The sequence below is a fragment of the Allorhizobium sp. Av2 genome (genome assembly GCF_021462805.2).
GTDB lineage: Bacteria > Pseudomonadota > Alphaproteobacteria > Rhizobiales > Rhizobiaceae > Allorhizobium > Allorhizobium vitis_G.
Genome location: NZ_CP192696.1, coordinates 1,837,421 through 1,859,916, shown reverse-complemented (window position 1 = coordinate 1,859,916; position 22,496 = coordinate 1,837,421). Strand labels below are relative to the sequence as shown.

Here is a 22,496-nt window from a genome sequence, read left to right as displayed (position 1 = left end):
AATTACGGTTCTTACATTATGCGCCGGGGGACATCGGTCCATGGTTTTTGAACTACGCAGGGCTCCGCACTGGTCGTCATCGTTTTGCATGCGGTCCTCCCTGAGTATCTGACGGCCCATTCCTCACATTTTTGATCAATTCCCACCACGGGAAAAACGCCGGAGATTTCCCGGCGCGGGAAAGGTTTTGTCTTATGCACACAAGCGCTTGGTTTCATCGCATCAAAGCGGCGCAACGCGACCTGATCCGGCTGGTTGGCGGTATCGAGCGGGCATCGGAGATCTCGTCGGTGTCTGCCAGCCATATCGGCCGGATGAACAATCCGCGTGACACAGATCTGATGCCGATTTCGGTTGTCTATGCCCTGGAGAGCGAATGCGGGGTGCCGGTCGTGACCTCGGCCATGGCGGAATTGAGCGGTCGGCGGTTGACCGACCCGGCAAGCGACAAGGCCGTGGACCAGGGTGTCGTCGTTGCCTATTCGGAGATGGTGCGCCGGGCTGGCGATCTGATTTCCGGGGGTGCAGTGGCGATTTCCGACATGGTGGTGACACCTGCGGAAGCCACCAAGATGGACCGGGATGCGGCGGAATTGGAAGTCGGTCTTGCAGCACTTCGCAAAGCGCTGGCCGGTGTGAAGGCGAGGGGCGGCGATAAGCTTGGCCTGCGGATCGTGGGAGATCAGCCATGATCGACGCAACCTTGACCCCGCTGTTCGAGCGGCCCTTGAGTGCGCGGGCACGGGCCTTCCTGCGCAAGCTCAAAATCCATGGTAGTCAATTGATCGTGCCTGATGGCCCTGACCGGTTGTTGGCAAACGACTGCCGTGCCTGCGGCTATGTGTTGATCCGCGAGGATCACAAGACGGTGCTGCTGACCGGTCTGGGCCAAGCCTATCTTGATCGTCTGATGAGGGCGAACTGATGGCCGGTTATGCGTCAGTCAAGTTTCCCAAGCCCGGTTCTGCCGGGCTTTCCCTTATTCTCGCAGCGATCCGTGATGGCGAGGTGGTCACCAAGGATTCGGCGCAAGTCATTGCCGCCAACAAGGTGGCAGCCGAAGGCTGCGGCTATCTGATCCGCGATCAGAAGGACGGAAACCGCTGGTATCCAACGGATCGGGCCCGCGACATGCTGGTGGCGCTCGGCCTCGGTGACGTTACACCGTCGTCCCAGCCCAAAACCAAAGTCGCAACGGAACGGCGGATTGATAGCATCCGCGCCGAACACCGGCTGCGCAATCTGAATGAGACGACCGTTCTGGCGCTGATGGACAACATCCGCGACTACGGGCTGGAAACCCCGATCACCGTCTATGGCGATGTTGACGGCGCGCAGGTGGATCTCGGTGCGGGCGGCCACCGCCTGGAGGCCTGCAAGCGGCTGGGGCTGGAATTCATTCTCTGCTTTCACAAGCGCGGCGATGATCTCGACCGTCAGCTCTGCGAGATCGACGAGAACCTGATCCGCGCCGATCTGACACCATCCGACCGGGCGCTGTTTCTGCATCGTCGCAAGGAAATCTATCTGGTCAAGTTTCCTGAGACGGCAAACGGCGCTGTTGGAAATGGCCGTCCGAAGGTTCGCCAAATTGGCGACGCTACTGAGGCCAAGCGCTTCACCGCTGCCACGGCGCAAGCGACTGGGCAGAAAGAGCGCACCATTCAGCGCGATGTCGAGCGCGGTGAGAAGATTTCCCGAACCGCATTGCAGATGTTGCGGGGAACCCGACACGACAAAGGCGTGACGCTCGATCAGTTGAAGCGGCTGGAAACGGCAGAGGCGCAGGAGCGCTTTGCGCGGGATCTGATCGCAGCAGACAAGGCCGTGACGGCCGAATCCAAGGCGATCCGCACCACCAACCAAAAGCATAGCCGGGACATGCGGCTGCATCTGGTGAGCGCCATTGCCGAGCATGGGCGGCGCAAAGGTGGTGACGTGCCGCGTGGTGCCTATGCCATCGGCTATGCCGACCCACCGTGGCAGCAAGAGGCCTGGAGCGATGAGACCGGGCAGGACAAAGGCCTCAAATATCCCGCCATGCCGGTGGAGGAGATCAAGGCGCTCTGCGCAGGCGAGAGATCGCCCTTCACCATGGATGCGCTGTTGTTCCTGTGGGTCACCGCCAACCGGTTGCCCGATGGCATCGACGTGCTGCGGGCCTGGGGCTTTGACTATGTCACCTGCATGGCCTGGGACAAGGTGCATATCGGCATGGGCCGATGGGTGCGAGATCGCCATGAACTGCTGTTGATCGGCAAGCGCGGCAAGGTCTCGCTGGCACCATTGCCCGGAACACAGCCGGACAGCCTCTATGCCGAGGCAAAGACCGAGCATAGCCGCAAGCCTGTGTGGTTTGCCGAACAGATCGATCGGCTGTGGCCGCAACTGCCGAAACTAGAGCTGTTCCAGCGCAAGGAGGGCCTTGCCGAGGGTGACGTGCGGCTTGGCGGCAAATGGGACTTCTGGGGCTTTGAGGCCACGGAGGCCTCGGAGGCCACGCAGGTCTCGCAGGCCGCGCCGGTCTCGCAGGCCACGGAGGCGGCATCATGCAGGATGTGAACCGCCAGCGTGAAGCCTCGACGGTGAACCGGCTCAAGGGGTCGGCAGAGCGTCTGAATGATGATGTCTGGACGCTGGAAGCGGATCGGGGCGGGTTGCGCCTGGTGGTGCATCGGCTGATGGGCGAGCAAGTGCATATTGCCACCATTCATCCGGCGGCCCTGCATGACGAACGTGACCTGATCTGCGGGGCGCTCGATCATTTGCGCCTGTTCCTCCGTCTTGTGGATCGGGCAGCGATTGCCGTGCGCGATCTGCGGGGTGAGCTGGCGACGCGCAATAGCCAACCAGCGGCCCAACAGCACAAGCCGAACCACTCGGCGCAAGCTTCTATTCTGTTGTCCCACGCGGCCTTCCACCGGTTTCTGAGCGAGGCCAACGGCGGCAGCGTGGTTGACGACAAAGACAGTGCCGACGCGGCTCTGAAGGATCGCCTCGGCATCACCAGCAAAAAACAGATCAATGAAGATGACCGCGTCAGAGCGGCCTGGCTCTCGCTGTTTGGCGAGTACGAGGCGTGGCTGCGCGGCGGGGGTGACGCATGACCGGGCTACTTCCAATCGTAGAGCAGCTTTGCGATTGCCAGACGGACGCGGAGCGGGCCAATTGGCTACTGCGGGTGCCGCAGGGTGTCATTTACCGCGACCATGCCTCGATCCGCATGGTGTTGCGGACGGCCGGATTTCTGGCCGGTGTCGATTATCTCGATGCCGAGTTTGCGGCGATCAATTCCACGCGGAGCGGGCAGGGCTGCTGGCGCGATAGCGTGTTGTTGACCATTGGTGCGGCCAGAGCGGCGATGCTGGACGTGGCGCGCAAAGGCGGTGCGGCATGATGGAGCCTGATCACGGTGCAACCTCGCGGGCATGGTCCTGGCGTCATGCCGTTGCCAAATCCGGCCTGCCGCCGATCACGCGCCTGGTGCTGCATACGCTCGGCCTGAAGATGGATGCAACGGGTGGTTCTTGCTATCCGCCGGTATCCGAACTGGTCGAGCTGTCCGGCCTTGATAAGAAAACAATCCTGAAGCACCTCGACATTGCCGAACAAGCAGGCTGGATCGAAGTCACCCAGCACGGCTTTCGCGGTCAAAAATGGAAGCGAAACGAGTATATCGCCCGCTGGCCGGGCCGCGATCTTGCTGGCCATTCTGCTGTGGGTTCTGTCGCAAATGCGCAAGCTGGTGGAGGAGATACACCACCTTTTGAGGGCGAGATTTTGCCGGAAGGTGGTGGAGCAGCTCCACCGCCTTACGCAGAAAAGGTGGTGGAAATGGCGCCCGAAGGTGGTGGAAATGGTTCCACAAAGGTGGTGGAGCAGCTCCACCAAGATAAGATTCTTCCAGCTAACTCTCCAAACAACTCTCCCACCGCAGGCGCGGGGCGGGGGGAATTTTCGAGAGAGGAATTGCGAAAGATCGATCTCGCCTTCAAGCGCTGGTATCCGACGTGGCCGAATTACGACAAGAGCAGCGACACGGCAGCGAGGAAGGCGTGGTTTGCCCTGACGGCAGATCAGCGAGCGGCCTGCATCGAAAAAACACCAGCTTACATCCAGTGGATCGGCAAAGGCACGTTCACCTTCGCCGCTGTGTTCCTGCGAGACCGGGCTTGGGAAAAAATGCCTGAGGTTGCCCAGGCGGTCCAAACCCACGCTACGGCCAAGGTTTGCGGCAAGCTCTGGATGGGCAGACGCTTGGAAACGTTGCTTTGCGAGCCGACGGGCCAGTTCGTGTTCACGGCGTTTGATAATCGGCGGCTGGCCTCTGGCACGATCAGCCGAGAAGCCCTGGTGTGGGAAAAGCGTCGTGAACACGGCTGGCCGCTGGTGAGCCGGATGCGCGACCTTGCTCGGCGCAATGAGCCGTTCGTCACCTCGGTGGACCTGCTGCCGCTGGTCTCTGACTTCGAAAAAGTCGAAAGCAGCAGTACGCTGTTTGCGGCCTGGAAGCGCCTGCATGAACGCCGTGGCTGGATGTTCGTCGAGGGCCTACGTGACTGGAACTATTTCCCGCCCATTGACCCCGATCAGCCCGATCTCGACGCGGCGGTCGAGGCGGCACTCGACCATTTCCAAACCAGCTTGAGCGAGGGACGCACCCATGATGCAGAATAACGGGAAACTTCTGGATGGCGTCTCGGGCGAGGGGCTTTCACGCTTGGCTTACATCAACGCTATCGAGGCCAAGCGCCAGCGACAGGTTGCCATGGCCCGGCGCGACCGGCCTGAGTTCGACCACTTGGCCCGGTGGGTGGTGGCGAGCTGCAAGAGCGGCATGGAAGAGGCGATCCGGGATTCGCTCGAACAGCAGGAAATCGAGTGCTGGTGCCCCTTCGAGCGGTTGAGATTACCTCCCAGACGCGGCAAGCAAGCTGTGGATATCCAGCGGGCGCTGTTTCGAGGCTACCTGTTCGTGCAGGTCATTCCCAACAATGAAGCCTTCGTCGGTCTCATGCTTGCATCGAAGCTTCGTGGGCTGATGGGCACGGATGGCAAGCCGCATCTGATGCCCGAACCATTGATGCGCCAACTGATGCTGTCTGCCAAGAAAGCGGAAAGAAAACATATGGATGGGCGGGATGTTCCACCGATGCCGGATGTGCTGGGCAAGCAGGTGACGATCCGCTCTGGCCCGTTTGCCGACTTCGTGGTGACGGTGCGCAAGGTGCTGTCGAAGCGTGGCCAGATGGTCGTTGACGTGCCGTTGTTCGGCGGTATGAGCGAAATCACAATGGGGATTGACTTCATTTCTGACTGAGATTATCGCTTGAAACGTGGAGAGGCGAATAGCGCCTTTCCCGCCGAGATGACCGGGGCGCGCTGATGCTCCTAAGGGATTGATGTTCACCCCCCGGCCTCGCTCTGATCCAAGCCAATAGGCGATGTGATTCAGGGCCAGTGCGTAAGCTATGACCAGATGAACGATGACAAGGCGGCCGATGGGTCGCCTTTTTGCGTTCTAGGATATGGCGACAGATCAGCGATCAGATGAGGCCAAGGGCTGGCGCTCTTGGTATTACACCACGAGGTGGCGAGCCATCCGGGCAATCCAGCTGAAGCGGGAACCCTATTGCCGCATGTGCCGGCAGCAAGGGAGGCTCAAGAAGGGCTTCATCTGCGATCACATTGAACGTCATAGCGGCAATGCGGAGAAGTTCTGGAACGGACCTTTCCAGACCTTGTGCAAGAAGCATCACGACGCGACCAAACAGCGGGAAGAACATCGCGGCTTCTCGACAGCCATGGGCGCGAATGGCTGGCCCACCGATCCCAGACACCCGGCGAACCGGACGTGACCCCTCGGACGATGGTCGAGGGCAGGGGGTGGGTCAGCCTTGAACCCGATCCGCCTCCCGCACCGGCGTTGGTCATTTCTGTGTAGCGAGTGGGAATTGGAGACAAAAAGCCACTCTTGATGAGGTTGCCCAATGAAGGGACGCAAGCCCACCTCCGAAAACGTCGTGCCCCTCAAAACCGAGGACGGCCCGGGCGCGAACTTCGAGGCGCGGGCGGCGGCCAAGGCGCGGGAGCTTCGGCCTGATGATCTGCCGTTCGATGTGCGCGCCATCTGGGATCGGATCGCGCCACCGCTGTGTGATCCGCGCAAGAACCGGCTGAATGAAATCAACGTCTACATGTTCGAACAGCTCTGCTGGACGATAGCCCGCCATGAGCGGTTGCGGCTCGATGTTCGCGAAGGCGGGGAAACCTATGAGAGCCAAACCCGCAACGGCACCCAGTTGAAGAGCCGCCCGGAAGTCAGCCAGTTGAATGAGACATGGCGGCAGATCCGGGCGCTGGCGAGTGATTTTGGCATGACGCCGTCTGCCGAACGCGGCTTGCAGGCAACCGGCCAGTTAGGATTTGAGTTCCCGACCGATGATGGATTCGATTGATGTCGAGATCCCGGATGTCAGCTATGACGACGATCCGGTGACCGCCTGGGCGGCGGATGTGGCGCGCGGCGATATCGTTGCCGGTCCCCATGTTCGCAATGCCTGCCGCCGTCACCTGCGCGATCTCATCGACGGCCCGGCCCGTGGCCTGGTCTGGGATCTGGAGACTTCGAACACGCGGATCAAGTGGTTCGGGTCCAAGCTGCGGCTGAATGGCGGGCAATTCGAGGGGCGGCGGTTTCGGCTGCATCCGAGCCAGGCCTTCCGGGTCGGCTCGCTGTTCGGCTGGAAATGGGCCGATACCGGCTTGCGGCGGTTCCGGCGCTTCTATGACGAAGAGGGCAAGGGCAACGGCAAATCGCCGCTTCTGGCCGGGATCGGCATCTGCATGATGGTGGCCGATGGCGAACCCCGTGCCGAGATCTATGCGGCGGCGGCCAAGAAAGACCAGGCGCAGGTGCTGTTTCGGGATGCGGTTGCTATGCGCGATCAGTCACCGGAACTGAGCAGCCGGATTACAACATCAGGCGAAAACCCGGTTTGGCAGCTCACTTATATTAGCAAGGGCGGCGACAAGCGGTTCTTCAAACCGATCTCAGCCGACAAGGCGCAATCGGGTCCGCGTCCGTCTTGTGCTCTGTGTGATGAGGTGCATGAACATCCCAACCGCGATGTCATCGAAATGCTGGAGCGCGGTTTTAAATTCCGCAAACAGCCGTTGTTGGTGATGGCAACCAATTCCGGGTCGGATCGCAAATCGATCTGCTGGGAAGAGCATCAGCACGCGGTCAACGTCGCGGCGGGCATTGTCCAGGACGACACGACATTTGCTTTTGTCTGCTCGCTCGATGAGGGCGATGATTGGGAGAATGATCCGTCCTGCTGGGTGAAGGCAAACCCGCTGCTCGATGTGACGATCACCACGGACTATCTGCATGGGGTCGTTGACCAGGCGCGGATGATGCCCGGCAAACGAAACGGCATTGCCCGCCTGCACTTTTGCGAATGGACACAATCGGTCAATGCGGCAATCAAGCGCGAGGCCTGGATGGCCTGCCAGAAGGATCTCGATCTCGACTGGCTGATAGAGCAAGGTTTTCCCTGCTATGGCGGTCTCGATCTGTCACGCACCCGTGACTTTACCGCGCTGACCCTGATCTGGGTGCTTGACAGTACCAAGGATGCCGAGCGGTTTGCGTCAAAGACCTGGTTCTGGACACCTGCCGATACGCTGGAGGATCGGGCCAATACCGACCAGGCCCCCTATGACCTCTGGCGTGACCAGGGTTTTATCGAGGCGGTGCCCGGCCAGCGGCTCAAATATCCCTGGCTGGCAGAAGCCTTGGCCGAGATCTGCGCAAAGTTCGAACCGACAGAGATCGGCGCCGACCAGTACGGTCTGGAGCAATTGTCCGAGCATTTGGAGGATCAGGGTGTTTCCCTACCGCTGACCATCCACCCACAGGGCTTCCAGCGCCGGGTGCTGGAGCGCGATCCTGACGCACCGGATGGTGAGCAGGATATCTATCTCTGGATGCCGCACAGCATCAACAAGCTTGAGAACGCGCTCTATGAGGCGCGCATCGAGATCGACCCGAACCCGATGCTGGACAGTTGTGCGGCCAGCACCGTCTTTGCAGAAAACCGCACCGGCCATCGGATGTTCGACAAGGAACACGCCTTTGGCCGCATCGACGGCATGGTGTCTTTGGCCATGTCGATGGGCATGGCGATGTGCCGTGTCCGTGCCTCCCAGGCATCCCCATGGGATGACCCGGATTATTCTATAAATCAATAAAGGGGTGGCCTGATGGCATCCAAGAAGGGCAAGGCCGAGCGGCGTTCGACGTCGCTCGAAAGCGAAACCGTGCCGGTCAGCGCCACCAATTTTATGGAATTCTTCGGGCTTGGCGGCGGCGCGCTGCCCACGGTCAATATTGAGACGGCGCTGAAAGTCCCGGCTGTGCAGGCGGCGGTGTCGTTTCTGTCACGGACCCTCGCAACGCTTCCGCTCTATGTCTACCGGACGGGCGAGCGGGGACCGGTGCGGCTCGGCGGCAAGCTCGCTGTCGTTCTGGAGGAAAACCCGAACGACGAAATGGACACCTCGAAGTTCCGGCGCTTCTTCTGGGAACAGGTGTTTACCGGCGGGCGGGGGCTGGCTTGGATCGAACGCAAGGGCGCGGGTGTCGAGGCTCTCTGGCCGATTGATCCGGGCAGTTGTTCGATCAGGCGGCGCGGCGGGCGGCTATTCTACAGTTTCGAGGGCAGGGAATACCCAGCCACCGACGTGATCGACATCCCCTATATGCTGAAGCGTAATCTGGTCCAGCATCGCGGCCCGATTGCCATGGCGGAAAAGGCCATCCAACTGGCCTTGGCCATGAACGACTATGCCTCGAACTTCTTTGCCGGCGGCGGCGTTCCGCCCTTGGCGCTGGAAGGGCCGATGCCCGCCAATGACAAGGCCATGCAGCGGGCGCGAGAAGACATCAAGCGGGCGGTGAAAGCGGCGCGGGACGATCAGCTTCCGCTGATCCAGTTGCCGGTCGGCTATAAGCTGACCCAAGTGGGTTACGACCCGGCCAAGGGGCAGATGACCGAGGCCCGGCTCTACCAGGTGCAGGAGATTGCCCGCGCCTATCAGATCCCGCCGAACTTCCTTCAGGACTTGAGCCGGGCAACCTTCTCCAATGTCGAGCAGAACGACCTCTATCTGGTCAAGCATCTGGTTAGCCAATGGGCGACGGCGCTCGAAGGGGAAATGAACCTGAAGATTTTTGGCCGAATGAACACCCGCCGTTATGTCCGTCACAACCTCGACGGCCTGATGCGCGGTGACTTCAAGAGCCGCCTGGAAGCCTTGGCAACCGGCGTCAACTCGGCGCTGCTGACCCCGAACGAGGGCCGGGAGATTGAAGGCCGTCCGCGCGATCCGAACCCGGCTGCCGACCAACTCTACATCCAGGGCGCAACCGTTGCCATCGGCACCAGTGCCAACGGCACAAACGCGATGGGCGAGAATGGCGACCCGCCGCTCAATCATCCCGCAGCAGACACAGAAAGGCAGGTGACCGATGACACCGAAACCGAAGCCGGGTGAGCGTGAGCGCCGCTCGTTGGTGCTGCCGGTGGAAGCGCGGGGCGATGGTGAGCGAATGACGGTGGCCGGTTATGCCGCCAATTTTGGTGACGTCACCACCATCGCCGGGGTGTTCGAGGAAAGCATCGCACCGGGCGCCTTTGCCCGGTCGCTGCGATCTGACGACATCCGCGCCTTCTATGACCATGACACGGCCCATGTGCTGGGTCGCAACCGTGCGGGAACGCTGCGGCTGTCGGAGGATGCCAAGGGCCTGGCTGTCGAGATCGATCTTCCCGACACCACGGTCGGACGCGATGTCCGCACGCTGATTGCCCGGGGCGACGTGTCAGGCATGTCGTTCGGCTTTGAGGCGGTTGGCGAGGAATGGGATTTTTCCAGATCCATGCCGCGCCGGACGCTGACCGATCTCAATCTGTTCGAAGTCTCCATCGTCTCTATCCCGGCCTATGCCGGCACCTCGATTGCGCTGCGGTCGCTTGAACACGCCCGTGGCGACACCCGTTCTCATCACACCCGGTCTCATGGGCTGGCCACGCGCCTGCGCCTGAAAATCGGCCTCGACCTGACGCGGCGCTCGTAAGACCCGCGTCCCCACCATCCCACTCTCCCCCCACACTCAGGAGTATGACTATGTCGCAAAGACTGAAAGAATTGCGCGAAAAGCAGGCGCGCCTTGTCACTGAGGCCCGCGAACGTCTGGAGGCGATTACGCCTGACACCGATGAGGTTCGGTCCAAGGAACTGGAAAGCGCCCATGATACGGCGATGGCCGAATATGATCGGCTGCAAGGGCTTCTCGACCGCGAGGAAAAGCTGATCGAGCTGGAAAAGCGCGATGAAGAGCGCCGCGCAAAACAGCGTCCGCTGCGCGATACCCCGGAAATGCGCGGCGACGATCTGCCCCAGGGTGGCAAGGTCGAATATCGCAGCGTGTTTGCCAAGGTGGTCTGCGGTGTCAATCCGTCCGATCTGACCAAGGAAGAGCGCGCAGTTCTTCAGCGCGGCGTTGCCTCGTTTGAGACCCGCGATCAGGTGACAACCAGTGCAGTTGCGGGTGGCTATACCGTACCGGTCGAGCTGGAAGCCACGATCATCCAGGCGATGAAAGCCTGGGGCCCGCTCTATGACGAAAACATCTGCACGGTGATCACCACGTCGAAGGGCAACGAAATGCTGGTGCCGACCGTTGACGATACCGACAATGAGGCCGATCCTCTGGCCGAGGCGGCGGATCTTCTGGAAGACGGCAGCGGCGATGTCGAGTTCGGACAGAAGGTGCTGAACGCCTATGTCTATGCCACGCCGTTCATCAAATGGTCCTTCGAGCTGGATGCGGATTCGCTGTTCAACATGGAATCCTTGCTCGGCGGGATGATCGGTGAGCGGCTTGGCCGGATCGGCAATCGCAAGCTCACCACTGGAACCGGCCAGAACCAGCCGAACGGCGTGGTCAACGCGGCGGGCCTTGGCGTTACCACAACTGCCAAGGATGCCTTCACCTTCGACGATATCCTTGAACTGGAGCATTCCATTGACCCGGCGTATCGTGGCTCGCCCAAATGCCGGTACATGTTCCATGACAAGTTCCTGCTGGCCACCCGCCGGCTGAAGGACGGCAACGGCAATTATCTCTGGCAGCAGGGCGACGTGCAGAAGGGCGCTCCGGCCAGCTTCAACGGCCGACCCTATTCCATCAACCAGCATATGGATGAAGTGGCGGCCGACAAGCGGATCGCGCTGTTTGGTGACTTCTCCAAATATTATGTCCGTAAGGTCGGCTCGCCCGTGATCGGTGTGCTGCGCGAACGCTTCTGGCCGAAGGTCGGCATTGCCGGCCTAATCCGCTTCGACGGTGAGCTGGGTGACGCAAACGCCATCAAGGCCATGAAGACCGCCGCCTGATCGGCGCCTGGTCACGGTCGGCGCAAAGAGCGCCGGCCGGTTTCCTGATTGGAGAACAGCCATGAAAATCAAAATGCTGACCGGTGCTGTCGGGGCCGACTTTGTTCTTAACAGGGGTGAAGTGACCGACCGTTACGAGATCCCGGAAGCGCGCCGGCTGGTCGAAGCCGGCCTTGCTGAGTTTGTCGTTGACCCCGAGGGCGATGAGCTTGGCAAATTGCGCGCCGAACTGATGATGCTGCGCAACCGTCATGCCGCGACGGTGGCTGCTCTTGCAGCGGCGACCAAGCCGGCGCAAGGCGATGGCGCATGAGCTGGTATGCCGCGACAGTCACGGCGAAAGCGGACGATCTGCCGGTCACGGTCGCGACCATCAAAGAGCGCTGCGGCATCGATACCGCCCATGATGACGCGATCCTACAAATGATGATCGAAGAAGTCGTCGCGGTTGTCGAGCAGACCTGCAATCTGTCGGTCTCCCCGAAAACCCTGGTGGCACAATGCGACAGCTGGGCCGATCTGGAGCGCCTGCCGGATGGACCGGTGAAGCCGGGAAGTAAGCTCATCATCACCTACACATCGCCGGATGGTGGGGAAGTTGTCCTCGATCCCTCGCTGTATCGGCTCAAATCCGATGGGCTGACGCTCGGCCTGGTTCCTATCCTATCCTGGCCGCAGGCACATCGCGGAGCGCCTGTGACCGTCACCTATGAGGTCGGGTTTGTCGAGCTGCCCTTTGATCTTCGCCTCGGCATCATCATGCGCGTGGCTGAGATTTACGGCAAGCCGGAAAGCAGCGCGGCGGATGTGGTGACCGACTTCGACCGGCTGCTGGTCAATTGGCGGCGGGGTGCGTGATGCGGGTCCAGTTCCTGGAAGACTTTGACTTCAAACCCACCCGCGCCACCACGATTGCTTACCGCGCCGGCATGGAAGTGACTGTGCTGAAACGCTGCGGAGAACGGGCCGTGGCGGCTGGAAAGGCGGTGGAACTGCCCAAGCCACCGCGAACAATTGCAGGAGGGGCGGATGGCGAGCAAGAGAACGACGGGTGACCTGAAACACTTTGTCATCTTCGAGCAGCGTGAAGAGATCGACCGGGGCGATGGTGTCACCGTCGCATCATGGGCTGAGCGCTATCGTTGCCGTGCGGGTTTTGTCCATCTTCGTGGTGGCGAGACCGTGATGGCGGATCGGCTGCAAGGCGAGCATTCGCAGGTGATTTTTGTGCGCGATTGCAGCGAGGCGAGGGAGGTCGAGACCGACTGGCGCATCCGGGATCTGGATACGCAGCTCACCTTCAATGTCCGGGACATCACTCCGGGCGAATGGACCGACAAGGACCGGCGCTGGATCGATTTCCTCTGCCAGAGTGGTGGGGTGGCCGGGTGAGCAAAATCCTCAATTTGGCAAAACTGGACAGAAAACTAAAGCGTCTGCCCGACATGGCCAAAGCCGAAATCAAAGCCGGTATGGAAGCGGCGGCCGACAGCGTCGTCGCCATGATGAAAAATCTTGTTGCAATCGATGACGGTGTCTTGCGCGATAGCATCGGCTGGACCTGGGGCAAGGTGCCGAAAGGGTCGGGCATTGTGGCAGCGGTCAAATCGCAGATGGGCAATGATCTCTCGATCACCATCTATGCCGGCAGCACCGAGGCCTATTATGCCCGCTGGGTGGAATATGGCACGGCACCCCACAAGAACGGCGGCATGTATGCCGGATCAGAAAACTCCGGCACCAGGGCGCGGCCGTTCTTCTATGTGTCCTGGCGGGCCAGCAAAAAGTCAGCCAAGCGGGCGGTGCGCAAAGCCGTCCGAACCGCAGCGCGAAAGGTGGCGGCGTCATGAGCGAAGATGCGGCCCATGAATTGCAGGTGGCGATTGTTACCTGCCTGAAAGCCGATGCTGATGTGACTGCCTTGATTGCCGGCCGCGTCTATGACCGGGTGCCGCAGGGTGTGAGCCTGCCTTATGTCTCCTTCGGTCCCACCCAGGAACTGCCCGAAGATGCTGATGGGCTGGACCTGTCCGACCTGTTCATCCAGTTGAGTGTCTGGTCGGACGATCCCGGCTATGCCGAGGGGCGGCGGATTGCCAAGGCGGTCGTTGCGGCGCTGTCCGGCGATACGCTGTCCCTCAATGACAATGCGCTTGCCTATCTCGAACTGGATGGCCGGCGCGATCTGCGCGACCCGGATGGATTGACCACGCATATCGCTTTGACCTTCCGGGCCGGCATCGAAAATCACTGAAACTTTTCTAAAATCAGGAGGCCATCATGGCACAAGCAACCACCATGCGTGGCGGGAAGATCCGTGTTCTGCTCGGAAATTCCGCCACCCCAACAGTCTATTCCGCGCCTTGCGGCTTTACCCAGCGGTCAGTTTCGCTCGACAAGGGCCTGGAAGAAAGCTCTATCCCTGACTGCGATGATCCCGATACCGTCGATTGGATTGGCCGTGATGCCTCGTCGCTTTCCATGTCGATCTCAGGCGAGGGGGTGTTGGCGCAGGAAAGCGTCGAGACATGGCTCGATGCCTGGGAAGACATTGACAGCATTCCGGTCAAGGTCGAATGGGAATTCCCGGCCAAGACCATCACCTGGACGGGCCGCATGCATGTCGAGAAGTTCGAAGGTGCTGGCGACAACGGCAAACGCGCCACGGCCAGCATCTCGATGCAGAGCGACGGCAAGATGACCCGCGTGGTTGCCCAGAAATGAGGAATGCCGAGTTGACATTGACCTGGGCGGATGGGGATTACACCTTCCGCCTCGGCTGGGGTGAGTTGGAAGGATTGCAGGAGGCCTGCGATGCCGGGCCGTATGTGATCCTCGACCGGCTCCAGACCAGCACCTGGCGCGTCGGGGACATCTCCCATGTGATCCGCTTCGGGCTGATCGGCGGTGGCAAGACCCCGGTCGAGGCGCTTACTCTGGTGCGCAAATGGGTTGAGGCCCGCCCGCCCGCTGAAAATCTGCTCTTCGCCCAGGCGATCCTGACAGCCGGCATTGTCGGCGCACCGGATGAAAAACCGGGGGAGCCAGACGCGGCAAATCTGGAGGGGGCAATGCCCTCGACGACCTTCCCAACGGAAAGTTGAGATTTGCCGCCATCTACGGCAATGGCGCGGCCATGGGCTTCAGCCCCCAAGCCGTCCGCGCCATGTCCATGTTCCAGTTCTTTGCGGCGGTCGATGGCTGGATGAAGGCCAATGTCCCGGAAGAGGAAAATGCGCTGTCGGAGAGGGAACGGGATGAGTTGTGGGAGTTTATAGGTCGGTGATGTTGAGAGGAGCGAAATTGCATTAACGGACAAGGAGGGTTTTATCTAGAAGCATGCGAAGTGTGGTGTGCTAGAGGGCTGCGGGACTTCCAAGGAAAGCAGCGGACATTCATTTCAGTTATGCAGGGGTAGAATCGAAAACTCACCTTGGACCTCGCGCTCGGCTCCTTTCGTCGTTTTGCCTCCATGTTCGCGCGTGGCAGCTACTGATGTTGCAGAGATTAAATTGATGTGCCGAAACGACTACGGTCGCTGCCATCTGCCGGGCGCGATTCTAACAACATGAACGCACTGAGCCACGACCTTTCCATCTTTGATGATTCTACAATTCAGCTGGTGATTGCCTTTATAGGCTGTGCTTGTCCAATAGGTATAAGCTTCACCTGGTCCTGTTGAATGTGTAAGCGCCTCTTCTTGTTCAGCCTCATCGCCCTTGTTACGAACCTCCCAGTTAATCAGAAATGGTTGCGGTACGTTCGTTTCGATGAGCGTAAACTTCAGATGGACGTTTTTTTGTAGGACTCCTGAGCCACTGGGGTAGATTCTATAGGTAATCCCGCCTCGCTTGCCAGCCAACTCACACATGATCTTTGCATAGAACGGCAAAGCCAGAGCGCCACCACTTTCGTCCAGAGCCGCTTTCTCAACCTTTTCGGCATCGGCCCAAAACGGATGATTGAAGACCCAGTCCCAAGCAACGCGAGCTTTCTCACGTGAGCAGCTTTGTTGGTTGAAGAGCGGGGCAAGTTTGCTAACAGCCAGATTGATTTGGGTCTTAAGCCGGTTCACCTGATTTTGGATCTCAGTGTTCTCGGTAAATTCCGTTCCCGATATTGGGTTGTAGACTTTTGTGTGTGTATTCAGACGAAAGGCGAGGGCTTGAATGGTGTCGTATAACGCCCTGTCATCTCTAGTGTCGTTGCTCACGTATACTTCGGCTACCAGCGCCGAGATGATGAGGCCGCCTGGCAGGCTCCATGACGGGCGTGAGCGGGAAAACCATTTCAGGAATCTTACAATTCTCCGGAATTGTCCGTCCTTCACTTGGGGGTAGAATCCCAATGAGGGAAGAGCTTTGGGGCTCTTCTCGGTTACACATTTTTTAAACCAGTTATTGATGGCCATCGGATCCCGGGGTTTCCAAGATGTACTTGCATGCTCTATTTGTGGAATTCCGAAGGCGTCGTTGTAGGTACGATAGACGGCAAAATCAATGTGATAGCCGTCTGCATAGGCAACCCGAACTGCGTTCTTCTTTGCCGTAGGTGCTTGTGTGAAATTGGTGCATCGTTTTGCTAGAGCATCAGCAACACGTTGACGTGCGGCCAGAGGATCTGCCGGTAAATCATCTTTGTTGAACATCAGGCCTACGTCGATGTCGAAATCATTCTCGCCGGCGGGATCCTGATTAAGCGTGTGCATCGCGTAACTGCCCTGGTTGTACCATCCAGATGGGTGAGGGCGAGCGCGGCCGGACTCAGCTGCCAGATCATCAAGGCCGCTGTTCAAGCGTGTTAGATTAAGGTCGCGTTTTGCAGCGAGATCTTCCCGCCGATCATTACCCAGTCGAACATGCTGATCATAGAAGATCTGGAGATCTGCCGTAATGTCATACATCCACATAAAGATCCATTGCTCAAATAAGTTGCGGGGTAACGACCATGGCTTCAGCAGGGGCGTCTCTGGTGACATCGATTCCCCACGAATAGGCGGGGTTACTCTGAGCGGTGTAGTTATAAACAAACACGCGAGTGTGGATCGTGCGACTGATGCGCCGCCCCAAACTGAACCCCAGGCTCACGGGGCCTGCATAGAACACGTGGACCGAAACATTATTGCCGAGATCATTCTGGATCTCATCAAGGATCGTCCGGAATAGTACGCAGATTGCCTCTACCTGGCCGTAGTGGGTGATCTTATCAATGCCGGGCTGGGCGATAGCTAACCTATATTCCCTGTACTCAGGAGGGATGATTTTCGCTATTTCGGCCGGGGCTACACAGTAGCTCACCTCAATACGGATTACGGCTGCAGTCGGGGCAGCCGGATCTAAAGACCGGATGACCTCCGGATTAAGCATAGGTCCGTTACCACCCTTGAGTTCCACCCAACTGCCATTGCTGCGATCGTGCTCGAATAACACGACCTCTGGATAGGAAGAAATGCTGCAGCCAGCTAGGAACTGCAGTGGGATATGTACAATGCCGTAGTACCCGAGAGCAGCATTAGGATCACTGCGCCTAATACCGGCGATGTGCGTGGCTAAGTTTTGTTGCTGTATAACCGCCGCCTTAGGATTCACATGGCTCCCGGTCATCAAGGCCGACAATTCACAGTCATATGATTGAATGCTGCGTCTGCGCATCCTGGTGGGCAGTGCTTCTTTAGGAAGTGTTCCTGCAAGAGGCTGAAATGATTGATGGCGGATGGCAACAAATTGACCTTTGTGCGTCCCTTCTCGGTCAACTACGTACCCGAGAACTAAAAGGGCGACCCCAATCACCATTACCACCAGCCCGATCCACCAGGGTGCATCCAAAGAAAGCCCAAGATGGAGTTTATTGTTTACAAAAGAAAGTATGGCGTCGACTGGCCCCGGTGCGATAATCGCAAGCCCTACAACAATAATTAATTTACCAGATTTCTTGTAGAAATCTCCAGGAAGCTCGGTATCAGTCTTGCTCCGAGTAAATTGCGGCCGGATAAACTTGAACATTGAAGAAGAGGCTTTCGGGGATAATGCTGTTTGATTTATTCAAGCTAACATTACAATCCAAAGAAGCAATACCTAAAATAGGGAGATGCGCGGCTAACAACTCGATGCGTTGAGGTGAAAGACCCATTTAAAAGCTAAAAACTTTTGAAGCGACCACACAAACTCGAGTATGGATGAGATGATCTGGTGAACCGCAGCGGTTTCCGTGGGGTTTATCCACGCTTTTTGGCGCAAATGCATGCCGTTTGTCCCACAGCTCGTGCCAGATCTAAGGGCGCTCGAGCAGCCTGACAAAAATAATCCGTGACGCGAGCCAATTATCCCCGTTCACACAAAACTGCATCTTAGCTAAGTCTGTGCGTCTTCGCTTCTGGGATGCCAGCGTGATCCGCTCGGTGTCCGGCTAGGAGGTGCATTTCCGGCGAAGTTGGGGCTGATCCAACTGGCCTTGGGTGCTCCCTACGGGTAGTTGCCTGCCGCCTTACGGCATCATTTCGCCCGCTGTCTGACCCACCCCCATTTTCCCTATTATGAGGCACCCATGGCAACCGACTTGGAAAAGCTCGTCGTGCAGCTTTCGGCTGACATTAAAGGCTATCAGCGCGAGATGCAGAAGGCCGCGAATGTGACCAATTCGCAGGCCCGCGCTATCGAGAACCGCCTGAAGAAAATGGATGGCCGGTTCTCAGCACTCGGCACGTCCATGGCGCGGGGCCTGATCGCACCGCTTGCAGGGATCTCAGCCGCACTGACGGTGGATTCCGTCATTCATTATGCCGACGCCTGGACCAGCGCCAAGAACAGCCTGGCGGTGGCCGGCGTCGTGGGCGTCAGTCAGGTCGCGGTCCTCGACCAGATTTACAACTCGGCCCAGCGCAATGCAGCGCCCATTGGTGCCATGGCTGATCTGTTCGGCAAGGCGGCGCAATCCGGCGATGCGCTTGGTGCGTCTCAGGCCGATCTGCTCAAATTCACCGATGGTGTCGGCACGGCTTTGAAGATCGAGGGCAAGTCTGCCACCGAAGCGCAGGGCGCGCTGACGCAGCTCGGCCAGCTTCTCGGCTCGACCCGCGTCCAGGCCGAAGAATTCAATTCGGTCAACGAAGGGGCGAGGCCGATCCTGATTGCGGTTGCCAATGGTCTCAGCGCTGCGGGCGGTTCTGTCAGCAAGCTCAAACAATTGGTCAACGATGGGGCCGTGTCCAATCGGGACTTCTTCCAGTCGTTTCTGAAGGGTTTGCCGACCATTCAGGGGATGGCAGCGAATGCCACCCAGACGATTGAACAGGGCGTAACCAAGGTGAACAACGCTTTCACCCGCTATATCGGTCAGACAGACGAGAGCCTCGGCGCGTCCCAGCGCCTGGTGGCTGGATTGAATGCTCTGGCGGATAATTTCGAGCATACGGCCGATGTCGTCCTGAAGCTCGCCTCGGTGATTGCGGCTGCCCTGGTTGGCCGGTCGATTGCTTTGATGATTGCCAATCTTGGCCTGGCCACAGCTGCCGTCACGCGGCTGATTGCGGCGCTTCGGGCTGCATCGTCCATGGCCGGTATTGCGACCGCCATCAGCGGCATCGGCGCGGCAGCCGGTCCGCTTGGTCTGATCATCGGTGGAACAGTGGTCGGTGCGCTTGCGCTGTTTTCCTCGTCGTCGGCAGAAGCCAGTCAGGCGGCAAAGACCTATGCGCAGGCGCTCGCCCAGGTGCAGGAGCGCGCCAAGGAGGCGGCAACCAGCGTCGAAGGGGCGGCTAACTCGATCAACGAGCGAACCCGCAACGCGCTTTCAGGTGGCGTCGAAGAAGGGAAAGCCCAGATTGATGCGGCAAAGACAGCCGTGCTCGATCTCTTCACCCAGATCATCGACAACGCGCCACGCCGCCTTATCACTGAGGACCAGCTGAAGTCGCTTTCGGATCTGCGCGATGGTTTGAAGGAGGGCAAGGTCACCGCAGCCGGTGCCAGCGATGCACTCTATGCGCTCGCCAATTCCAACCCCAAATTCCAGAAACTCGCCGATCAGCTCGCACCGTTGCTCGACAGGCTGAAAGAGGCGGTTGCCGCAACGGCGCTTTTGCAAAAGCAGCTTGGCGATGTCTCGACCATCGATCCGAAGGTCGCATCGGGCTATGGTCAGTATTCGAAGTCGCGCCAACAGGGCGAGGAGATGCTTCGGATCGGCAAGGCCTATGCCAATGAAGCCCAGCGGCAAAACACGCTGTCGAAGGATCAGCTGGCGGTCGAGAAAGAGATCACCAAGATCAAGGCCGATCTGCAAAAGAACGGCGGCACTCTGCCTGACGATCAGATCCGCAAGCTGGCACAGTCGAATGTGGTGGCCGACAATCAGCGGTCCAGTTCGTCCGACAAAAAGACCAGGGTGCCGAGAGCGACGGCAGATGACCGGCTGGATATGGATATCCAGTCGATCCGGGATCGCACGGCGGCACTGGTCGAAGAACAGGCGGCGGTTGGGCAATCCTACCGTGAACAGGAAAAGCGCCGCATGGCGCTCGATCTCGAACAGCAGGCGCTCCAGGATGTTCGTGAAGAGGCCCGGCGCAACAATGATGAGAACTGGCGCACGGTCCAGCTGACGCCGGAACAGGTCGCCAAGATCAAAGCGGCATCCGAAGCCTATGCCGAGCAGGCCGATATTCTGCGCAAGGTCGAGGACGCCCAGCAACGGTCGCAACAGGCAGCACAAGAGTTCTACGATACCGCCAAATCCGCGTTCTCGGATGTGATCATGGGGGCGGAAAGCTTTAGCGATGCCCTGTCCGGCGTTCTCAAAAAGCTGGGCGAGTTGGCCTTGAACAGTGCCTTCGACGGCCTGCTCGGCGGATCGTCCGCGACCGGTAGTGGTGGCTGGTTGACCGGATTTGCCAAGGCGATTGGCTTTGCTGATGGCGGCTATACCGGGGCGGGGGGCAAATATGAGCCTGCCGGTGTCGTGCATAAAGGCGAATATGTCTTTGATGCCGATGCCGTTCGAAAGGCTGGCGGGCCTGCTGGCCTGGACGCCATGCGCAAGCGGCTGAAGGGCTATTCCAGCGGCGGCTATGTCGGGCCAAGTGCGCCGCGCATGCCCGATCTGTCCCGGGCGGCGTCCAGCAAATCCAGCTCGGTGCAGATCAGCATTAATCCGGTGATCGACAATCGTGGGGCGTCTGTTGAGGCTGTGGCACGACAAGAGCAGGCGATGAACAAGCTGCAAAAGACCTTGCCAGCTCAAATCGTGACTGCGGTGCGCGATGCGCGGGCAAGGGGTGTGAAGATATGACCATCGTCTATCCCATTGACCTGCTCGCGAATTTTCCCGGTTGGACCACCAAGTTCGAACCGCTGTTTCGGCAAGAGCAATCACGCACCGCTGGCGGGGTGACTTACACCAAGGATCTGGGGTCGCCGTTATGGTCGGCGGCCTATCAGACGAAGGAGTTGAAGCCGAATGACCTCGACGTCTGGCGGGCGCGGATCGAGGTGCTGGAAGGCGGGCTGCAATACTTCCGGGGATATTCGCTTTCGCGGTCCCGACCCATTGCCTATCCGACCGGCAAGCCCGTGCCGGACAATGGCGTGGTGCTGTCGGCTATCGGCGGTGACAATAAGAGTGTGACGATCTCCGGGCTGGGTGCCGGTTATCTGGTCTCGGTTGGCGATATGATCCAGATCGCAGGCAGTGGGCTTTACCGTGTTGTCGAGGGTGCGGTTGCCAATGGATCCGGTATCGCCGGGCCGTTCGAGCTTCGCCCGCATTTGTGGCCGGGGACCGCTTCGGGGTCTGCTGTCACGCTGCTGCGGCCATCCTGCACGATGATGATCGTGCCGGGGTCGATTTCCTCTGAAGCCGATGCGTCCACCGGGCGCGGCTCTGTGTCTTTCCAAGGTATTGAGGTGCGCTGATGCGCTTATATCCTGCTGCAATCACCAACGCGCTTGCGGCGCGGCAATTGGTGGCGCGTGATTTTCTCTGGATTATTGCGCGCGACCGGACCAGCGGAAACCCGGCTGCTGTCGGATTCTGGTCGGATGTCGGCAATGTCTCTGCCGAGGTCGTGCATCCTGACACCGGCAATGCTGATGTCAGGAGCTTTTACGGCTCCGGCACGCTGATCAGCATCACAGAAATCCCATTGGTTTCGACGCTGGAGGCGCAAAACGTCACCATCACCATGTCCCAGATTGACGACATGGTGGCGCAAGCGGTGCGGCTCTACGATTGCAAACAGGCCCGCGTGGAAATCTATCGCGGCCTGTTTTCCCCGCAAACCCGCAAGCTGGTGTCTCCGGCAGAACTGCGGTTCCTGGGCTTTATCGACACGATAGAGATCAAGACCCCAGCCGAAGGCGATACCGGTGCGGTGACACTGACCTGCGCCTCCCATATGCAGGAAATCACCCGGTCCAATCCCGACACTCGGTCGGATGCCAGCCAGAAGCTGCGCAGCTCCAACGATAATTTCTATCAGGATACGGCGGTGGTTGGCGATTGGGAACTGTTCTGGGGACAGACGCAGGGCAAGATCACCACCACGAAGGCAACCAGCATGGCGGATTTCCTGGCCAAGGCGTTGGCGAGAAATGGTTAGGCCCGGCACGATATCCGACCGGCTTGCCGTCATCGCCTTGCTGCGGGACAGTCATGCAGCGGCGGGCTATGCCTTCCGGTTCGAGGCGGCGCGGGCCGATGCGCTGTATCGCCTGCACCTCGACAATCCCATGGCCTGCGCATTGCTGCTGGAACGCGATGGCGTGGTCTGCGGCCTTTTGCTGGCCTCGGCCTTCGATCATCCATTCGGGGCGGGTCTGATGGCCAAGGAAACGGTGTGGTTCATTGCACCGCAGGCGCGGGGTCGCTCCGGCCTTATCATGCTCGATGCCTATGAGGCATGGGCCAAATCCCTCGGCTGCACCTCGATCGGCATGGCGGCGCTCACCACCAACGATGTGTCGAGCCTCTATGTCCGGCGTGGCTATGCGCCAGCCGAGACTCATTTTATAAAACCCATCTGACGGTGGCGACAG

At 59.3% G+C, this 22,496-nt stretch carries 28 protein-coding genes; 26 read left to right on the top strand and 2 right to left on the bottom strand.

The annotated features are described in order from the left end of the window. Nucleotides 1–194 precede the first annotated feature (194 nt). The 22 genes from FS819_RS08970 (at nt 195) to FS819_RS08865 (ending at nt 14,752) form a co-directional block, all read left to right on the top strand. Nucleotides 195–692 (top strand): hypothetical protein, encoded by a 498-nt coding sequence (locus FS819_RS08970; RefSeq protein ID WP_156546141.1) that lies wholly within the window; start codon nt 195–197, stop codon nt 690–692. Beyond that, nucleotides 689–925 (top strand): hypothetical protein, encoded by a 237-nt coding sequence (locus tag FS819_RS08965; protein ID WP_156546138.1) that lies wholly within the window; start codon nt 689–691, stop codon nt 923–925. Before FS819_RS08970 ends, FS819_RS08965 begins: the two co-directional genes overlap by 4 nt. Beyond that, nucleotides 925–2,562 carry an MT-A70 family methyltransferase gene (locus FS819_RS08960; protein ID WP_156629713.1) on the top strand — a complete coding sequence of 546 codons (1,638 nt, stop codon included), beginning with the start codon at nt 925–927 and terminating at the stop codon, nt 2,560–2,562. Before FS819_RS08965 ends, FS819_RS08960 begins: the two co-directional genes overlap by 1 nt. Then, nucleotides 2,550–3,107, top strand: a complete 558-nt coding sequence (locus tag FS819_RS08955) for a hypothetical protein (protein ID WP_498724420.1) — start codon at nt 2,550–2,552, stop codon at nt 3,105–3,107. The genes FS819_RS08960 and FS819_RS08955 overlap by 13 nt, the downstream gene beginning before the upstream one ends. Next, nucleotides 3,104–3,397 (top strand): hypothetical protein, encoded by a 294-nt coding sequence (locus FS819_RS08950; protein ID WP_087727843.1) that lies wholly within the window; start codon nt 3,104–3,106, stop codon nt 3,395–3,397. Before FS819_RS08955 ends, FS819_RS08950 begins: the two co-directional genes overlap by 4 nt. Further along, nucleotides 3,394–4,677, top strand: a complete 1,284-nt coding sequence (locus FS819_RS08945) for a helix-turn-helix domain-containing protein (RefSeq protein WP_156546128.1) — start codon at nt 3,394–3,396, stop codon at nt 4,675–4,677. Before FS819_RS08950 ends, FS819_RS08945 begins: the two co-directional genes overlap by 4 nt. After that, nucleotides 4,664–5,320 carry a transcription termination/antitermination NusG family protein gene (locus FS819_RS08940; protein ID WP_498724418.1) on the top strand — a complete coding sequence of 219 codons (657 nt, stop codon included), beginning with the start codon at nt 4,664–4,666 and terminating at the stop codon, nt 5,318–5,320. The genes FS819_RS08945 and FS819_RS08940 overlap by 14 nt, the downstream gene beginning before the upstream one ends. 208 nt (nt 5,321–5,528) lie before the next feature. Then, nucleotides 5,529–5,858: an HNH endonuclease gene (locus FS819_RS08935; protein ID WP_498724417.1), complete on the top strand. Its 330-nt coding sequence runs from the start codon at nt 5,529–5,531 to the stop codon at nt 5,856–5,858. Nucleotides 5,859–5,990: 132 nt separating this feature from the next. Then, on the top strand, nt 5,991–6,458 hold the full coding sequence (locus FS819_RS08930) for a P27 family phage terminase small subunit (protein ID WP_498724355.1): 468 nt from the start codon (nt 5,991–5,993) through the stop codon (nt 6,456–6,458). Then, nucleotides 6,442–8,256, top strand: coding sequence for a terminase large subunit (locus FS819_RS08925; protein ID WP_156551611.1), 1,815 nt, complete (start codon nt 6,442–6,444; stop codon nt 8,254–8,256). Before FS819_RS08930 ends, FS819_RS08925 begins: the two co-directional genes overlap by 17 nt. A gap of 12 nt (nt 8,257–8,268) precedes the next feature. Beyond that, a complete protein-coding gene (locus tag FS819_RS08920) occupies nt 8,269–9,561 on the top strand; it encodes a phage portal protein (protein ID WP_156551610.1) in 1,293 nt (430 codons plus the stop codon). Further along, nucleotides 9,536–10,144, top strand: a complete 609-nt coding sequence (locus FS819_RS08915; RefSeq protein ID WP_156538146.1) for an HK97 family phage prohead protease — start codon at nt 9,536–9,538, stop codon at nt 10,142–10,144. Before FS819_RS08920 ends, FS819_RS08915 begins: the two co-directional genes overlap by 26 nt. Nucleotides 10,145–10,194: 50 nt before the next feature. Continuing rightward, nucleotides 10,195–11,466, top strand: a complete 1,272-nt coding sequence (locus FS819_RS08910; RefSeq protein WP_234625158.1) for a phage major capsid protein — start codon at nt 10,195–10,197, stop codon at nt 11,464–11,466. A gap of 61 nt (nt 11,467–11,527) precedes the next feature. Then, complete coding sequence (locus FS819_RS08905) at nt 11,528–11,779, top strand: hypothetical protein (RefSeq protein ID WP_070165027.1); 252 nt, start codon at nt 11,528–11,530, stop codon at nt 11,777–11,779. After that, nucleotides 11,776–12,324 (top strand): head-tail connector protein, encoded by a 549-nt coding sequence (locus FS819_RS08900; RefSeq protein WP_156551608.1) that lies wholly within the window; start codon nt 11,776–11,778, stop codon nt 12,322–12,324. Before FS819_RS08905 ends, FS819_RS08900 begins: the two co-directional genes overlap by 4 nt. Then, nucleotides 12,324–12,521, top strand: a complete 198-nt coding sequence (locus tag FS819_RS08895; protein ID WP_156551607.1) for a hypothetical protein — start codon at nt 12,324–12,326, stop codon at nt 12,519–12,521. The genes FS819_RS08900 and FS819_RS08895 overlap by 1 nt, the downstream gene beginning before the upstream one ends. After that, nucleotides 12,496–12,858, top strand: a complete 363-nt coding sequence (locus FS819_RS08890) for a head-tail adaptor protein (RefSeq protein WP_156551606.1) — start codon at nt 12,496–12,498, stop codon at nt 12,856–12,858. Before FS819_RS08895 ends, FS819_RS08890 begins: the two co-directional genes overlap by 26 nt. Beyond that, nucleotides 12,855–13,316 (top strand): HK97 gp10 family phage protein, encoded by a 462-nt coding sequence (locus tag FS819_RS08885; protein WP_234625157.1) that lies wholly within the window; start codon nt 12,855–12,857, stop codon nt 13,314–13,316. The genes FS819_RS08890 and FS819_RS08885 overlap by 4 nt, the downstream gene beginning before the upstream one ends. Then, nucleotides 13,313–13,720 (top strand): DUF3168 domain-containing protein, encoded by a 408-nt coding sequence (locus FS819_RS08880; protein ID WP_156551604.1) that lies wholly within the window; start codon nt 13,313–13,315, stop codon nt 13,718–13,720. Before FS819_RS08885 ends, FS819_RS08880 begins: the two co-directional genes overlap by 4 nt. Before the next feature lie 26 nt (nt 13,721–13,746). Further along, entirely contained in the window at nt 13,747–14,190 is a 444-nt protein-coding gene (locus FS819_RS08875; RefSeq protein WP_156551603.1) for a phage tail tube protein, read from the top strand. Nucleotides 14,191–14,201: 11 nt separating this feature from the next. After that, the gene (locus tag FS819_RS08870) at nt 14,202–14,570 is read left to right on the top strand and encodes a gene transfer agent family protein (protein WP_234624432.1); all 369 of its coding nucleotides are present in this window, start codon (nt 14,202–14,204) and stop codon (nt 14,568–14,570) included. Continuing rightward, on the top strand, nt 14,567–14,752 hold the full coding sequence (locus FS819_RS08865; protein ID WP_156551391.1) for a hypothetical protein: 186 nt from the start codon (nt 14,567–14,569) through the stop codon (nt 14,750–14,752). The genes FS819_RS08870 and FS819_RS08865 overlap by 4 nt, the downstream gene beginning before the upstream one ends. A gap of 243 nt (nt 14,753–14,995) precedes the next feature. Here FS819_RS08865 and FS819_RS08860 read toward each other — a convergent pair whose 3' ends face one another. After that, the gene (locus FS819_RS08860) at nt 14,996–16,444 is read right to left on the bottom strand and encodes a nucleotide-binding domain-containing protein (protein WP_234624431.1); all 1,449 of its coding nucleotides are present in this window, start codon (nt 16,442–16,444) and stop codon (nt 14,996–14,998) included. Then, nucleotides 16,389–17,468, bottom strand: a complete 1,080-nt coding sequence (locus FS819_RS08855) for an SAVED domain-containing protein (RefSeq protein ID WP_156551392.1) — start codon at nt 17,466–17,468, stop codon at nt 16,389–16,391. The genes FS819_RS08860 and FS819_RS08855 overlap by 56 nt, the downstream gene beginning before the upstream one ends. A 541-nt stretch (nt 17,469–18,009) precedes the next feature. Between FS819_RS08855 and FS819_RS08850 the strand changes: the two genes are divergently transcribed. The 4 genes from FS819_RS08850 to FS819_RS08835 are packed head-to-tail and all read left to right on the top strand — an operon-like array spanning nt 18,010 to nt 22,484. Next, nucleotides 18,010–20,751, top strand: coding sequence for a tape measure protein (locus tag FS819_RS08850; protein ID WP_156551393.1), 2,742 nt, complete (start codon nt 18,010–18,012; stop codon nt 20,749–20,751). Then, nucleotides 20,748–21,374, top strand: coding sequence for a hypothetical protein (locus tag FS819_RS08845; protein ID WP_156551394.1), 627 nt, complete (start codon nt 20,748–20,750; stop codon nt 21,372–21,374). Before FS819_RS08850 ends, FS819_RS08845 begins: the two co-directional genes overlap by 4 nt. Then, nucleotides 21,374–22,060 (top strand): hypothetical protein, encoded by a 687-nt coding sequence (locus tag FS819_RS08840; protein WP_156551395.1) that lies wholly within the window; start codon nt 21,374–21,376, stop codon nt 22,058–22,060. The genes FS819_RS08845 and FS819_RS08840 overlap by 1 nt, the downstream gene beginning before the upstream one ends. Next, nucleotides 22,053–22,484, top strand: coding sequence for a GNAT family N-acetyltransferase (locus tag FS819_RS08835; protein ID WP_156551396.1), 432 nt, complete (start codon nt 22,053–22,055; stop codon nt 22,482–22,484). Before FS819_RS08840 ends, FS819_RS08835 begins: the two co-directional genes overlap by 8 nt. Nucleotides 22,485–22,496: the final 12 nt, after the last annotated feature.